Raw genomic sequence first — 13,679 nt, 5'->3', positions numbered from 1 at the left:
TTGTTGTGTTACGTACTACCTGAGCAAATTTCCTCTCCCTCTTTGATGATTCTTTTGACTCGTGTATGAGAAATGCCCATTTCTTCAAGTAATTCGGGTTTATTGCATAACTCCTTACAAAGCACGATCATCTTATCAATCAGCTTTTGCTTCTCAGCCTTTGTAAGGCTGGTAAGACATGTAACAGGGTGCAGACCAGACATATTTATCCGGTCGCTAATGCTTCCTTGCTGTGGATAATCCCAACCTATCAGTATTAGACCTGAACATTTGCCATATTGGATGGCATCTTCGGTAAACCGGGTATTGGTCACCACCCAGCCTTCATGAAATTTTGTCGCGTGTCCTTTGCGCTTTTCCCATTGCTTTTTCACATCCTCAAACCGGGATTTGATATAAAGTGGAATTTTCACATCACACTTATAACCTTGGCGGTTATGAAATTTGCACTCCACCATGAAGTGCTGATTATCTTTCTCAGCCTCCACATCTATTTCGTGAGAGACGCAATGACCCTGAATGATTACCCCGACTTTAGTACGGTACCCCTGATGTTTTAAAATTTCACCTACAAACTTTTCAAAGGGATAACCAGAGGGACCCAGCTCCAGAATCGCCTGCTTGATCTTATACCTACCTGCTACAGGTTTTGAGTGCTTCCGTAGCATGGAGAATGCCTGGCTGTAGATTTTCTTTGTGGACATACCATCAACAAGCTGCGCTTCAATCTCACTCACAATCCGATCAATAACGGCAGAAACTGCCCCTGCCTTTTCAAGGGATTGCCTGAGTTTGGTTGATGAAAATGGAGCTTTTTCTCCGGAAGCCTTGGTTATTAAAACGGTCTTTTCTGGCATTCAATCTACTTTAACAATTGAATGTTAAAGTTAGAATTTTACACTCGGAGGTATTTATGATATCTCACTTTCGATGTACGAAATTACGCTATTCAAGTCAGTCTCTGATCACTAGTTGAACACCTAAAATCAAGCCTTACATAAGGCTTGATTTATTAGTTCCACGTATAGTATCTAATAAGATCTTCCTGATAAATCCAGAAAAATTTACTTATATCAAAGTAGTTCAAAGGAGCCAGGTTGTGCTTTGATTTCATTTCTTTAACTACGGCACCATACTCTAAATAATCATCGGGAGAAAAACAACTTTGAGAAAAAGCTTCAGCAATTTTTAAAGAATGACTGTTCCATAGTGGAAAGTAAGCAGGGCAATGAACTGCACAATATCTTGAGGCAAATTCTATGTTTTCATAATCGATAGAGTTGTTCCCGTTTTGAGCCACGCTAACTGCAATTAATAGCTCACCTTGACCTAACGAACTATCAATTTGCAATTTTTTGATATTATTTTGGAAACCACACCTTATGAAATAATCAGCTCTATCATGGTTGGCCACTGCCATCACCTTTTCTTTGATCACATCAATATCCTGATTGCCCGGTCGGAACCTGATGAAATTGATGAGTTTTTTATCAGTAAGAAAGTAGCCACGAATATCTTTAATATGGTTGATATGTTCCTCTATCATCTTATCCATCTTCATTATCAGCTATTGAGGTTTTATGAGTCATCTTGTTTTTGGTAATGCTACCATACCATTGATTGAAAACCACACAAGCAGTCAGGTCTCCCGTTACGTTTACTGCCGTTCGGAACATACCCAACAAGCGCTCCACCCCAATAATAATGATGATACCTTCGGCAGGAATACCTGCACCACCAAGTACGGAAGCCAGAATAACTACACCTCCACCGGGAATGGCCGGAGTACCTATTGAAGCTGCAACAATGGTTACTATTACCACAATGATGTTCAACAAGCTCATCTCCAGCCCATACGCCTGGGCGATAAATAAAGTGGTTATGGTTTGATAAAGTGCTGTACCATCCATGTTGACGGTAGCGCCTATAGGGATAATAAAGTTGCTGATTGCGGGATCAACTTTCAGTTTTTCTTCTGCTGTTTGCAATGAGAGTGGCATAACGGCTGCCGAACTGGTCGTAGAAAAAGCCAACAATTGTGCATCCCTGATTTTTCCTAGAAATTTTAGTGGATTCCTTCTGCCTGGCAAACTCACTATTAACAAATAGATACCTACAAGAATCAGTAACCCAGCTAGTACAACGGCCACATAATAACTCAGTCCGGCAAGAGAACTTAAGCCTACACTGGAAGTAAGTTGAGCCATAAGCCCAAAAACAGCAACAGGCACTAAAAGCATGGCCCACTTGACTACTGTCATACAAATTTCCTGTATTGCACTCAGCAGCAACCTCACAGGTCTTAACAAGTCTGAGGGTAGTGACAGCACTGCCACCCCAATGATAATGGTGAAAATAACAATACTCAACATTTCTCCGCTAACCATGGAAGCCAGGGGATTTTCGGGGAGCAGATCGGTGATGATAGTTGGCACATCGTTTATCCCAAATGACAATTCTGCACCTTGAGTTCCTTTTGCCAAGGCCTCTTCATGTTCAGCTGCTGCCTGCTGGTGCAAATAGCGTCCCGGCTTGAAAAGTGTGGCCAGGACAGTTCCAATGCTAACAGAAATAATGGTTGTTGCCACAAAATATAAGAGTACTCCTCCTCCAAGCTTTTTGAGGTTGTCTTTGTCATTGCTGGCAATGCCTGTAATGATAGATGCCACAATCAATGGAATCATTATCATCTGCACCAGCTTAAGAAATAACATGCCGGGCAGGGCCAGCCAGTTGCCTAAAACATCTGCAGTAGCTTTGCTTACCCATCCATTTTGTGGGCTTAAAAGAAGACCAAAACCCACTCCTAAGAAAAGTGCAATGAGTACCTTTAACCAGAGCTTACCTGCTACCAGTTTTTGAAGATAGGTATTACGTGATTTGAGAGATTTTATTTCTGTATCAAACAAGCTCATTATATAATCCCTAAACTTTCATTCGTCTTTTTAATAGAGCTTACTGCGCTTTTCTCTATTCCCGTCAATGCCCTTATAGCATCAATGGTTTCCGGTATAACAATAGCCTGGTTATCGACCACATATGCGTAATAGAGCTCGTCTCCCTCGACTTTAAGCATATCTTGCCAAAGGGCTACTTCATACATATCGCCCCAGGGGCGTCCCATATCCAGGTACTTTTCTTTGATCGTATTATTGGAAACCAGACCATCGCTGTAGTTGATCATGGTGATTCGCGTAGATGTCTGAAATGCTTCTATCACCTCTTTTTTATCAGCTTTCCGGGTAAGGCGGACATTCCAATAATGCAGGTGGCTAAGGGTTTGAGGTACTTTCACAGCCATGGTTACTACATCCAGTTCAGAGTCCACGCTCTGTGCGTCCGGCCCCTGGTGGCTGGGAATATCTTTCTCCGGAACGAGCGTATTCATGATGCCCCCTAAATGGCTTTCCCAGGGATCTGTAGCCCTGCGTAGCAGAGTACCACGAGCACTTTGCAACAGCCCTGCTTTTTTGAGAGCAGTAAGCGTGCGCAAAATGGAGGTGGTGTTGCAGGAGACCACCCGGGTACTGTCGCGGTTCAGGGCGGAGGCATAGTTATTTTCCGCACTAAAGGAGTGACCGGTAGTTTCGTGTTTTTCTCCACCTTGCAGGATAAATTTTATTCCCTGCTCTTTATAAATTTTTACATTTTGTGCGGCTATCTTCTTTGGCGTACAATCTACCACCAGGTGAGCAACCCCTAATAGGTCTGCCATATTACCAGCCAGGGGAATACCGGCCTTTTGCATGTAACCACTGGCATCTTCGGTAGCTGCATAAACAGGGTATCCTTTCTTTACCGCAGCTTGAATACGCCAGTCGCTGATCACATCACATACCCCCGCTATTTCCATATCGTCTTGTAAAGCAATTGCATCGGCTACTCTTTTGCCGATTACGCCATATCCTATAAGTGCTATTTTCTTTTTCATCTTGTTATTGATTTTTAATTGTAGTATGAATATTATTTATGTTGGACAGTCCGAATACGATCAACACAAAGCTCTGACCGATCTCCATCATCACTAAAATTTTGGCAGGGGTAGTTATTGGCACAATGTCACCATAACCGATGGCTGCAAATGTTACCACGCTGAAATAAAATGTCTCGAATAAATACTCGAAGTAATTGAAGCTTTCAAAAGGTTTAAAGCCCTTAAAAGAAGATGGATTGGCAGCGACCAGACAGGTAAAGTCTGCAGCATAGGAGAAAATAATGAGCATAACCAGCAACCCGAAAATCCAGAGAAGTTGCCCGAAAGAATGACATTGTTTAATGGACTTATTGACCTGCCTGAAGGTGAAAAATGTAAAGTATCCGCTCTTAATAAAAGTGAGAAAGATAACAATATAAGGCACCCAGCTTAGTTCATGATCAACAAACTGCATAAGATACACATACACAAGTGCTACAGTTGCGACCAAAACGAGTGCGGAGCGCATCTGTTTAATAAGTTGTTTTAAAAAATTACTTCTGGTTATTTTATAAGTCATCATGTATCGTCAGTTAATTACCTTTTGTTTTTTGATAATAGCTACTTTCCGGGATTGTCGAAGAATACTTACACCTATCACTCCGGCAAGCACCGAAGCAAATAAAATGGTTAGCTTGGCAATGAAGGTATACTCCTCATTCTGGAAGGCCAACTCCGTGACAAACAACGACATGGTAAAACCTATCCCCGCTATCATAGCTACTCCTGAAATATGTGTCCAGGAAATTCCCTGCTGCAGCTCTGCCAGCTTAAGCTTAACTAAAAGCCAACTGGCTCCTAAAATGCCAGTGAATTTCCCTACTAATAGTCCAAAAGTTATCCCCAGACTTACCGGGTGGCTCAAAATTTCAACTATATCCCCATGGATATGAATTCCGGTATTGACCAGGGCAAATATTGGAAGAATGAAAAATCCTACTACGGGTGCCAGATGATGCTCTATCTTTTGCAAAGGAGTTTCCGCATCATCTGATTTTTGTTTAATCTCTTCCAAAATTCCAAGTTGTTCTTCTGAGATAAAATTGCCCTTGATAGCTTTGGATTCCAAAAATTTTAAATGAAGTTTTTGGAGGTTTTTCAGATAATCCACTTCTTTGATTTTGACCTTTCCAGGAATAGTAAAAGCGGTGAGAATACCTGCAATGGTAGGATGGACTCCTGAGAAGAAAAATGCCAACCATACGCCTCCAATCCCAACAAGAGCATAAAACCAAGCTTTACGAACTCCAACAGAATTAGCGATTATCAATACCATTACAAACAAGATACCGTGAAGCAAATCCATATAAGAAATCCCAGCAGTATAGAAAACAGCTATGACGATTACGGCACCAAGATCATCAACTATGGCTAGTGCTACCAAAAACACTTTGAGCCCAGCCGGCACACGATTCCCCAACAAAGAAAGTACTCCAATTGCAAATGCAATGTCAGTTGCCATTGGGATACCCCAACCATGTTCTGTTGGAGAATTTAAATTAAAAATGAGATAAATGAGTGCTGGAACGAGCATGCCCCCAACAGCTGCCCCAATAGGTAAAATAGCTTTCCTAAACGAAGATAATTTACCTCCGATGATTTCTCTTTTCAACTCCAGGCCTACCTGTAGGAAGAAGATCGCCATTAAGCCATCATTCACCCAAAGTAGTAAAGTCTCGGAAAGGAAGAATGAACCAACACCTATTGATATTTCGGTGTGAATAAAATCCTGATATGATTCTTGAAAGGGAGAATTGGCCCAGATCATGGCTGCCAGTACCGCTAGAAAAATCGCAATACCGGAAGCTGACTGGTTGTTTACCAGATTATTTAAGGAGTTGTTTAGGCGGGTAATCATTCAGGTGCATCCTTTTCCAGGTCTTTTTGTAGTGTAAGCATTGGGCTTTTTTAATTATACCAGGACTGGTTTAACCTTTATTGGTGCTTGCGCCCCTACAGTATTCACAAATAAATCTTTCATTACACCACATATTTATCCCACAAGCCATATTTTTCCTTTATTTTTCCTTTTGAAAAAGAAAGTGCCATTACCAAAAGTCCGGTTAAGCTTGTGCTCAACGTAAACGCTACATTGATATCTTCAATAAACCATGGCAATACGACCAGTACCAGGCCGAGCAATACATTTAAGTAGCGTAAACTTCTAATTACTTCAGCCATGGCCATTACCGCAAATACAATTGCAAGGGCCCCTCCCAAATGATTTAAATCGGCAAATGGAGTTTCTATCCCAACCCCGAAAACCGTGGGAGAGACCATCAACCAAATCCCTAAAACTGTTGATACCGTCAACATCCAGGGGAAGCTCATCCCCCAGATTGAAGATTTAAATACCTTCCAAGGACTGTCATTAAATTCTGCCATTTCGGGGGAACGCTGATCCGTTTCAGTAGAAAGTGCATCACCGCCTTTCCAAAATACTTTCCATAACGAATCCCCTTTTTGTTTTCGTTGCACCATATGCTGCCACATGGCAATCACTTCATCAATTTGTAATGGGATCATTGGAAGCATTACAATAGCTGAAAACAGGCATACCGAACACCAAGCCCCTACTGAAAGCGGCTGTGAAACGATTAAAAAAATGCTCACAAACCCAAGCGGGATTACCAAAATCCCAAAAAGCGTAACCATCCACGGCATGGTACGCCAACGGGAGGTTCCACCCATATATCCCATCAGAAATTCCAAAGTGTATGCAAGTGTTCCTAATGCAGCATCCGATATTGGAAAGGAGTGGGACATATCGGAATCTAAAACGGTCATAGTGCCGTCACCAAAAAAAGGATCCCAGGCATAGTCTATATACCCTAACTGAAAAGCTCCCAAATACCGGGATGCCAGCCACCCGATAAATGCCAGGCCAATCATAATAGAGCGCTGTGGCCAGCTTGAAGGGTTATAGCTCCAACCCGTAGGTACGTCACCGCCCATTTTCATAAACATGATCATGTTGGGCATACCAGGAATAAGAATCGACAAGGCAATAATTAAGGCCCCAACCATAGTGCTGTTATAATAAGCTACGGCTGTTGGTGCCCAGAAAATAAAGGGAGCCATACTGATCCATATCCCGATAAAACAAAGGATCCAAACGCTATAGGGGCGGTTTGGCTTGAGGGAACGCCATCCAAAAATCACCAGCAATATTCCGCTGATAATATCGCTCCAGCGCATTGCGGCAATACGATCACTAAGGGAAAGCCACACATCTCTTCCGCCACTAGGCTCGACCACATTCTTTCCATAATCAAAAGTGAGAGGGGAAGTAATCATCCAAAAACCAAGCAATACGATCGTCCAGTAAACCCAGAGCGTTTGCTTATGGTGGTCTTGGAGCATCGTAAGGCGGTCATCAGTAGACATTTTCATACCGCCCATGTCCATGTGTCCATGACCGCCATGCTCTTCCGTATGCATCATAGGACGTGTGATGCCTCTTGAGCCCATACCTTCCATTTTGTGGCCTGACATTTCGGTTTTTGCTTCGTCCTTTTTCACTAAGGTCATTCCGCATTTCGGGCACTTGCCTGGTTGATCAGTAACGACCTCAGGGTGCATAGAACAAGTGTATTGTATCTTTTTAGAAGATTTATCCCCATCATCCTGATGGGACATTGAGGAGTGGTCGTGGCTTTTCATACTATGACATAATTAAGTGTTTGGGAATCTATTTATAGCTACTTTTTCAGGTTATTCTCTTGATAAAATTTCTTGGGATTAGCCTTTAAGTTTTCAATCATCTTGGGCAATGTCTCTCGTAAACCGTGTTTAGGCTTCCAACCCAGAATCATTTTAGCTCTGGAACTGTCCATTTCAAAATGATCATTAGCAAGATCGATCATCCAAGGTTTAATAAAAGCTTTGCCAAATAAGTTCTGCATAAATGCCCCCATTTTGGCAAACCACTTTGGAATAGCGATGATGGGCATTTTTTCACCATGGATTTCTGTACTGATGATGTCTTGCAACTCCTTGTACGATAAAGTTTCTTCATCTCCAATATTGATAATTGTTTCTGACGGGAGTTCTTTCCTTTGGTCTACGGCCAAAGCTATTGCATCGATGACATCATCTCTGTGTACATAGGTGCTGCCATGGGCTGTATTGGCCGGATAGAGTCGTGCTGCAATTTGTTTTTCGTAAATACGCTGAACTTGATTGGTGATAGGTATTGAACTACCATCTTCGCTGTATACGCCTGCTATGCGCATCATCACTACAGGAATTTCGCCTCGTTTTTCATGCATTACTTTTTCGGTCGTTACTTTCGATTTTGGATAATCCCATTTAGGTTCCAATGGTGAATCTTCTGTAATGAGCACCCCCGGAGACGAAGGTTTGTAAACCAGCATGCTACTTGAGAAAATGAATTGCTCCACTTCAAAATCCTGTAGGAATTTTAACAGTCGTTCTGTGCCTTTGACGGTCACTTTATCGTACAGATCGGAGGGTTCCCCTAAAAAATCATAATAGGCGGCAAGGTGCACTACCGCAGCTATTTTGTTGCCATAGGCATAGCGAACTCTTTTGAAAGCAAAATCCATTCGATCATCGCTCGTAAGATCCACACATACACATTCAGCTTCTATAGGCGGAAAAGGATAGCCATCTTGGTCAAATCCAACTACGTGGTATTTTTCAGCCAGCTTATGAATCAAGGTCGACCCTATCATTCCACTGCTTCCTGTCACAATTACTACTTCGGTTTTGTTTTTCATTTTGCTTGATTTTTTTATTTTCTCATTTCCAGATATTCAACTGTTTCTTTTACTGTAAGGGGGCATGTAGCATTTCCGTTACGGGTAAAAAACACCGTGTTTTCTCCTTTCGACAAATAAGCTGGTTCAGGAGAGTTTTCTATATCTACAACACATACTTTCTCTCCTTGTATTTGATGAAAAGACACATGGTTTTTAAATGAATATTGCTGACCAATATTATTGGCTATGATCTCAAAAATCTTTCTCTCATAGCCATCTGTATTTTTATGTCGCAAGGTTTTAAAATCACTTTCTAACCCTAATATTTCACCTGTGTCATCCACACCTATGATAAGCTTTCCTCCCCTTGAATTCATGAAGCCTACTATAGTTTTTGCAATGACAAGCTCCAAGTCGCGGCTGGGTGTTTTCTTATTATAATCATAGCGAATGGAAGACTTAAATTCCACCCGCTCGTTTTCTCCCATTTCTATGATTTTATTGATGTCGCGCTGAAGAAGTCGCTCCTGCTTATCAATCAAAAGCCTCTTTTCTCTAATTTTTCGCCAGAGCATACCATATCCTCCACCGAGTATTGTTCCGAAAACAGTAAGGGTCGTATTCATACCCATCATGCGAAATGAAAATGATTGCCAGAGTTGATCTTTTAGTACATCTCCAATTAAAGAAAATGAGAAGGGTTGATGACTAAATTCGAATCCATAAAGTACCATCGTAAGTGGGTGAACCAGAAAATAGAACAAAGCTGCTCCTATGAGCGCATGAATTAAAATTATACTGAAGTCATTCCTCACATTTTTAATTTCCACCTCTATCTATCACTTTTATATTTATTTATTTCGATAACCTTTATTGAAGGAAGCGTTGTAAACAGAAGCTATCAAAGCCCCAAACAGCCACCCGAGTATAAACATTTCCACCAGTCCGATCAATGCTTCTGTCCAAGGGACGTCCATTCTGATCAGCGAAGTTGTGTCTAGCCCGTGTAGCAAACTGTTAAAAAACAGAATGGTGCCTTCACGGCCTACGGTGGACATGAGTATAATGCAGCCCAAGTAGAATACCACACCTGCTACTCCCCATGATAATGCGAATTTCTTAATGTTGATGTGTTGCATGATCCTTTTCGTTTTTTGATTGTTTTTCTTCTCTATTGTTGTGCCCAGTATGTCCTCCATGTCCTCCATGCCTACCCATCATAAAGAGGTGAGCTACGAAAAATATGATGATGAATATAAAAAGTGAATTGGATCCGTTGAACCCAAAAACGGGTAGCAGGAATAGTAAAAGGAATATCCCCAGACATCCTATTAACATCCATAGCATGTGATTTTTCATAGTTTTGGTGTTTTAGTGATGGCCAGTGTGTTTTTCTGCCCCAATCTTTTCTTTGTTCTTCATCATTGTTTCTTTATCCATCATGCCTTCTTTATGCATCATTTCCATCATCTGTCCCATCATGTTGGGTTTATCTTTCATCATGGTCATCATGTGGGTGCACATGGACGAATCCGCCTCAGCGATGTTCATCATTTTGTTCATCATATCAGGCTTATCTTTCATCAAAGCCATCATTTGGTCATTGTCTGACATCATCATACCCATCATCTGCTCATTGCCTTTCATCATCATTTGGGTATGATCATCTTCCATCATTTTGGTCATCAATTGTTCAGCTAATTCATGATCTGAAATGATGGTATTAAATATCTCATTTCGGGTATCGTCATTTTCTAACATTGTGCTTACATCCTTCTGTTGCTGGCAGGCAGATAATGCTGCAATCAATAAAGTGAGTGTTACCACTGTTTTCAAAGTATTTTTCATATCGTTATCTTTTAAGGTTAATACTTAGTATAGGTATATCGGCATGGTTTGCCAGGTTTTCGGTAATGCTCTTTCCTATCAGGTTAAAGAAGCCGGATCTCCCATGTGTAGTTAATCCAATAAGGTCAGCATTTACAGATTCGGAAAACTTCAGAATGCCGCGTTCTTCATTTAGCGAATTGTAGATGTTGGTGGTGCAGGTTCCTCCTCGAGGACAGGTTTCGTGAAAAGCATGCATTTTCTCAAGGCTCCTGTCCGTCTCCTCAAATGAAAATGGGACATTGACATAAAGAAGATGCATATTGGATTCGTTGAGATCAGCGAACTTCACCACCGTTTTGAAGGGTTCTTTGACATCTTCTTCAAAATTGGATGCAAAAACCACATTTTTAACGGGCCACTTAGACTTTTCTTTGATGATCAACACGGGTACAGTAGCATCTCTGAGGACCTTTTGCGCATTGGATCCGATAAACATTTCTTTTGCACCCGATGCACCATGTGAACCCATTACTACAAAATCATGGTTATGATGGGGAATATGCTTCAGTATTTCTTCTCTTCCAACATCAAATACCAGAAACTGTTGTGCCTTCAGGCCCTTTGTTTCTGCTTTTTTTACTAATTTATTAAGCTCGTTTTTGGCATGCCCTATCTCTTTTAGGGTTTCGGGAAAACGTACTTCCTTCTCTTTATCTAGTTTGACCCAAGGCACGGGCGTTATCTTTAAATGCAAAAAATGAATTTCCGCACCTGATTTTTCTGCTATAGCTATGGCTATATCAGCCGCCCGGTTAGCAGTTGAGGAAAAGTCGGTAGGTACTAAAATATTTTTCATAGATATATTCAAATTTTATCGACTACTTTGCTTAAGGTGATCCCTTAAAAGAAACCCAAAAAATTTCTTTAAATATCACTGTAGGATCAATCCTTGTTATGTAAGTCGGGTTTTAAAGTTTTTACTTTGACCATATCACTAACCTCTGTGATATAAATAATGCCGTCCCCTGAGTGGGCTGTTTTTCCATTTTGATGTATAATCTGTAGTGCTGTCTTCACTTCCTTATCAGGTAAAACAACTTCCAGTTTTGCTATTTTAGCATGTGAAAATGGGTGCCGCAAAGACGGAAAATCCTTCCGTTCATCCGTGTAGTGCCCAGTTCCCTCTCCTTCAAAGACGGTTAGGCAACAAATTCCTTCTTCACGCAAATGATTTACAATATCAGGTAATCGATTCGGCCTGACGAAAGCTTTAATTTCCTTCATTTTAACAAGGTCTTTTTTATATCTTCATATTCTTCTTTGCTGATCTCTCCTTTAGCGTATCTCTTTTTCAAAAGATCCAATGGAGTTTCCTTTTTCGTTCTTTGTCCGGGTATATCCCATGGTGTGGCGAAAATCCAGATTATAAATATCACCCAGATCACCCACCAGATGATGTGCATACCCCAATAGTGTCCTTCAAACCAATGCATGATTTCTTATTTTATGATTTCAAATAATTTATCAACCTTTGATTGTCGGTTGTTATTCAAAATTACGAGAAAGTACCGCTCTCTATTTTTGATATCTTGTCTTTGATGTATGATATTTTGCAAACATCAGTCGATTTATTTTTATTCAGCTTCTATTTTACGCTGATGCGTTTGAAATATCTTCTTTAATGGTGTAATGTCCTGCTTTTTTTAGCTCGGCTTGTAATTCCTCAAGAGTAATGGGTTTGTTGAGGGTAATAACTGCACCCGGTGGACGCAATTGTATTTCCACATTTGAAACATCGGGGACTTGAAGCAATGCCTTCTTTACACTGTTCACGCAACCGCCACAACTCATTCCTTGTAATTCATATCTCTTTTTCATGCTATTTGATTTTAGATTTTACTGTTTTTATTATTGCCTTTTTTGCCTTTACTACTGAATCTCTTTTCTGCGTGTTTTTCTGATTTTCTAGCGCTACTTTATGCAAATACCCCTCCATCTAATCCCAATTGAGTGCCGTTGCAATACCTCGAATCGGCAGATGCTAGATAGATGAAAGCTTTCGCCACTTCTTCTGGAGTGCACAGGCGTTTCATAGGTGTAGCGTCTACCCATTGTTTGCGTATTTTCTCAGGGGCTGCACTGAGCAAGGGTGTTTCAACATAATAGGATCACAGCGCATTTGCGCGAATATTCTGAGTCGCATATTGAATGGCTATATTTTTTGTAGTGCCAAGCACACCATGTTTTGCAGCAGTATAGGGTACCAATCCAGGTTCTGCTTTTAGGCCACCTAAAGAAGACATATTGACAATTACTCCTCCTCCTTGTTTAAGGAATTGCTGCAGTTCATATTTTAGACAGTAGAATTGCCCTGTGAGGTTCACACTGATTATTTTATCCCAAACATCTTCTGGCATATCATGAATGCCGGAATAAGGGCTTCCAATACCTGCGTTATTAAAAGCTATATCAAGCCTTTCACATTTTTCAACCGTTAAATTAATAGCCTTCTTTACACTATTAACATCTGATACATCAATGGGTACGAAAAAGCATTTAGCACCCAATGCCCTAATTTCATTTAAGGTTTGTTCATGATCATTTCCAGGAAGATCTGCCACAACTACTGTGGCGCCTTCCCTTGCGGCTTCTAGTCCGGTGGCTTTTCCAATTCCAGAATTGGCTTCATTAAATAAACTTTCTGCTAATATTTTTAGGTCATACAATTTTATGTCTAAAGAAAAGAAAGCCTTTTCAATCGGAATTTTACAAGCAAAAATTTTAAAGTCTGATTTTGATTTGTTCTTCCAGTGGTTTAATTATTCTTATTAGTTGGCTGATTTTAAAAATTCCAAAACTTTTTCTGCTTCCACTTTGGTTAGCTGTGCCCTTATCTCCATATGTTTGATTGCTACATCCCATTCTGTATCACTAAAAGTTGCTGGAGATGCCGTATTATGACATCTGATACAGGACTCTGCCCAGAGCTGGGCGCCACTTTTTTGCAAGACATATTCTGGTACTCCTTTGGCAAAACTCGTACTTTCAGTGCTTGTGGCATTTTGCTGCGTGGCGCATTGCGTAAAAATTATTGTCACAAAAACAACAACAGTAACTAATAATATTATTTTATTGATTTTTTTCATGATTTT

Annotated in this window: 17 protein-coding genes and 1 pseudogene; all 18 read right to left on the bottom strand. The window is 40.7% G+C overall.

Translation table 11 applies throughout. The features are described 5' to 3' along the window. Window positions 1–8 precede the first annotated feature (8 nt). The 18 genes and pseudogenes from AAC601_RS04995 to AAC601_RS04910 all read right to left on the bottom strand — a co-directional run bounded on the left by AAC601_RS04995 (window position 9) and on the right by AAC601_RS04910 (window position 13,673). Window positions 9–857, bottom strand: a complete 849-nt coding sequence (locus AAC601_RS04995) for a restriction endonuclease (RefSeq protein WP_340152642.1) — start codon at window positions 855–857, stop codon at window positions 9–11. A 155-nt stretch (window positions 858–1,012) separates the two neighbouring features. Beyond that, entirely contained in the window at window positions 1,013–1,561 is a 549-nt protein-coding gene (locus AAC601_RS04990) for a hypothetical protein (RefSeq protein WP_340152641.1), read from the bottom strand. Continuing rightward, a complete protein-coding gene (locus AAC601_RS04985; protein WP_340152640.1) occupies window positions 1,548–2,915 on the bottom strand; it encodes a dicarboxylate/amino acid:cation symporter in 1,368 nt (455 codons plus the stop codon). Before AAC601_RS04985 ends, AAC601_RS04990 begins: the two co-directional genes overlap by 14 nt. Further along, the gene (locus AAC601_RS04980; RefSeq protein WP_340152639.1) at window positions 2,915–3,931 is read right to left on the bottom strand and encodes a type II glyceraldehyde-3-phosphate dehydrogenase; all 1,017 of its coding nucleotides are present in this window, start codon (window positions 3,929–3,931) and stop codon (window positions 2,915–2,917) included. Before AAC601_RS04980 ends, AAC601_RS04985 begins: the two co-directional genes overlap by 1 nt. Before the next feature lie 4 nt (window positions 3,932–3,935). Continuing rightward, the gene (locus AAC601_RS04975; protein WP_340152638.1) at window positions 3,936–4,442 is read right to left on the bottom strand and encodes an ion channel; all 507 of its coding nucleotides are present in this window, start codon (window positions 4,440–4,442) and stop codon (window positions 3,936–3,938) included. Window positions 4,443–4,502: 60 nt separating this feature from the next. Then, entirely contained in the window at window positions 4,503–5,831 is a 1,329-nt protein-coding gene (gene nhaA / locus AAC601_RS04970) for a Na+/H+ antiporter NhaA (RefSeq protein ID WP_340152637.1), read from the bottom strand. A 122-nt stretch (window positions 5,832–5,953) separates the two neighbouring features. Beyond that, the gene (locus tag AAC601_RS04965) at window positions 5,954–7,636 is read right to left on the bottom strand and encodes a vitamin K epoxide reductase family protein (RefSeq protein WP_340152636.1); all 1,683 of its coding nucleotides are present in this window, start codon (window positions 7,634–7,636) and stop codon (window positions 5,954–5,956) included. 38 nt (window positions 7,637–7,674) lie between these two features. Then, the gene (locus tag AAC601_RS04960; RefSeq protein ID WP_085516280.1) at window positions 7,675–8,715 is read right to left on the bottom strand and encodes an NAD(P)-dependent oxidoreductase; all 1,041 of its coding nucleotides are present in this window, start codon (window positions 8,713–8,715) and stop codon (window positions 7,675–7,677) included. A 14-nt stretch (window positions 8,716–8,729) separates the two neighbouring features. Beyond that, window positions 8,730–9,527, bottom strand: a complete 798-nt coding sequence (locus tag AAC601_RS04955) for an ATP-binding protein (RefSeq protein ID WP_139827962.1) — start codon at window positions 9,525–9,527, stop codon at window positions 8,730–8,732. Window positions 9,528–9,548: 21 nt separating this feature from the next. Continuing rightward, window positions 9,549–9,836, bottom strand: coding sequence for a DUF5676 family membrane protein (locus AAC601_RS04950; protein WP_085516282.1), 288 nt, complete (start codon window positions 9,834–9,836; stop codon window positions 9,549–9,551). Further along, window positions 9,817–10,056, bottom strand: coding sequence for a hypothetical protein (locus AAC601_RS04945; RefSeq protein WP_085516283.1), 240 nt, complete (start codon window positions 10,054–10,056; stop codon window positions 9,817–9,819). Before AAC601_RS04945 ends, AAC601_RS04950 begins: the two co-directional genes overlap by 20 nt. A 12-nt stretch (window positions 10,057–10,068) precedes the next feature. Next, window positions 10,069–10,545 (bottom strand): hypothetical protein, encoded by a 477-nt coding sequence (locus AAC601_RS04940; protein ID WP_085516284.1) that lies wholly within the window; start codon window positions 10,543–10,545, stop codon window positions 10,069–10,071. 4 nt (window positions 10,546–10,549) lie between these two features. Beyond that, a complete protein-coding gene (locus AAC601_RS04935) occupies window positions 10,550–11,383 on the bottom strand; it encodes a universal stress protein (protein WP_085516285.1) in 834 nt (277 codons plus the stop codon). 86 nt (window positions 11,384–11,469) lie between these two features. Beyond that, window positions 11,470–11,811 (bottom strand): P-II family nitrogen regulator, encoded by a 342-nt coding sequence (locus tag AAC601_RS04930; RefSeq protein ID WP_085516286.1) that lies wholly within the window; start codon window positions 11,809–11,811, stop codon window positions 11,470–11,472. After that, the gene (locus tag AAC601_RS04925; RefSeq protein WP_340152635.1) at window positions 11,808–12,020 is read right to left on the bottom strand and encodes an SHOCT domain-containing protein; all 213 of its coding nucleotides are present in this window, start codon (window positions 12,018–12,020) and stop codon (window positions 11,808–11,810) included. Before AAC601_RS04925 ends, AAC601_RS04930 begins: the two co-directional genes overlap by 4 nt. 157 nt (window positions 12,021–12,177) lie before the next feature. Next, window positions 12,178–12,405 (bottom strand): heavy metal-associated domain-containing protein, encoded by a 228-nt coding sequence (locus AAC601_RS04920; RefSeq protein WP_085516288.1) that lies wholly within the window; start codon window positions 12,403–12,405, stop codon window positions 12,178–12,180. Between the two features lie 98 nt (window positions 12,406–12,503). After that, window positions 12,504–13,253 (bottom strand): annotated as a pseudogene (locus tag AAC601_RS04915) (SDR family oxidoreductase). Window positions 13,254–13,355: 102 nt separating this feature from the next. Beyond that, a complete protein-coding gene (locus tag AAC601_RS04910) occupies window positions 13,356–13,673 on the bottom strand; it encodes a hypothetical protein (protein WP_340152634.1) in 318 nt (105 codons plus the stop codon). Between the last annotated feature and the right edge of the window lie 6 nt (window positions 13,674–13,679).

Origin of the sequence: uncultured Marivirga sp. (genome assembly GCF_963974845.1) — a bacterium.
GTDB lineage: Bacteria > Bacteroidota > Bacteroidia > Cytophagales > Cyclobacteriaceae > Marivirga > Marivirga harenae.
The sequence above is the reverse complement of the archived record's forward strand: the minus strand, read 5'-3'. Positions and strand labels throughout refer to the sequence as shown.

What these genes read in the sequence shown, in the direction of transcription:
- AAC601_RS04925 (WP_340152635.1), bottom strand. Translation starts at nt 12,020, where the DNA reads ATGCATTGGTTTGAAGGACACTATTGGGGTATGCACATCATCTGGTGG.
- AAC601_RS04950 (WP_085516282.1), bottom strand. Translation starts at nt 9,836, where the DNA reads ATGCAACACATCAACATTAAGAAATTCGCATTATCATGGGGAGTAGCA.
- AAC601_RS04965 (WP_340152636.1), bottom strand. Translation starts at nt 7,636, where the DNA reads ATGAAAAGCCACGACCACTCCTCAATGTCCCATCAGGATGATGGGGAT.
- AAC601_RS04980 (WP_340152639.1), bottom strand. Translation starts at nt 3,931, where the DNA reads ATGAAAAAGAAAATAGCACTTATAGGATATGGCGTAATCGGCAAAAGA.
- AAC601_RS04945 (WP_085516283.1), bottom strand. Translation starts at nt 10,056, where the DNA reads ATGAAAAATCACATGCTATGGATGTTAATAGGATGTCTGGGGATATTC.
- AAC601_RS04940 (WP_085516284.1), bottom strand. Translation starts at nt 10,545, where the DNA reads ATGAAAAATACTTTGAAAACAGTGGTAACACTCACTTTATTGATTGCA.
- AAC601_RS04990 (WP_340152641.1), bottom strand. Translation starts at nt 1,561, where the DNA reads ATGAAGATGGATAAGATGATAGAGGAACATATCAACCATATTAAAGAT.
- AAC601_RS04930 (WP_085516286.1), bottom strand. Translation starts at nt 11,811, where the DNA reads ATGAAGGAAATTAAAGCTTTCGTCAGGCCGAATCGATTACCTGATATT.
- AAC601_RS04995 (WP_340152642.1), bottom strand. Translation starts at nt 857, where the DNA reads ATGCCAGAAAAGACCGTTTTAATAACCAAGGCTTCCGGAGAAAAAGCT.
- AAC601_RS04910 (WP_340152634.1), bottom strand. Translation starts at nt 13,673, where the DNA reads ATGAAAAAAATCAATAAAATAATATTATTAGTTACTGTTGTTGTTTTT.
- AAC601_RS04935 (WP_085516285.1), bottom strand. Translation starts at nt 11,383, where the DNA reads ATGAAAAATATTTTAGTACCTACCGACTTTTCCTCAACTGCTAACCGG.
- nhaA (WP_340152637.1), bottom strand. Translation starts at nt 5,831, where the DNA reads ATGATTACCCGCCTAAACAACTCCTTAAATAATCTGGTAAACAACCAG.
- AAC601_RS04975 (WP_340152638.1), bottom strand. Translation starts at nt 4,442, where the DNA reads ATGCGCTCCGCACTCGTTTTGGTCGCAACTGTAGCACTTGTGTATGTG.
- AAC601_RS04985 (WP_340152640.1), bottom strand. Translation starts at nt 2,915, where the DNA reads ATGAGCTTGTTTGATACAGAAATAAAATCTCTCAAATCACGTAATACC.
- AAC601_RS04920 (WP_085516288.1), bottom strand. Translation starts at nt 12,405, where the DNA reads ATGAAAAAGAGATATGAATTACAAGGAATGAGTTGTGGCGGTTGCGTG.
- AAC601_RS04960 (WP_085516280.1), bottom strand. Translation starts at nt 8,715, where the DNA reads ATGAAAAACAAAACCGAAGTAGTAATTGTGACAGGAAGCAGTGGAATG.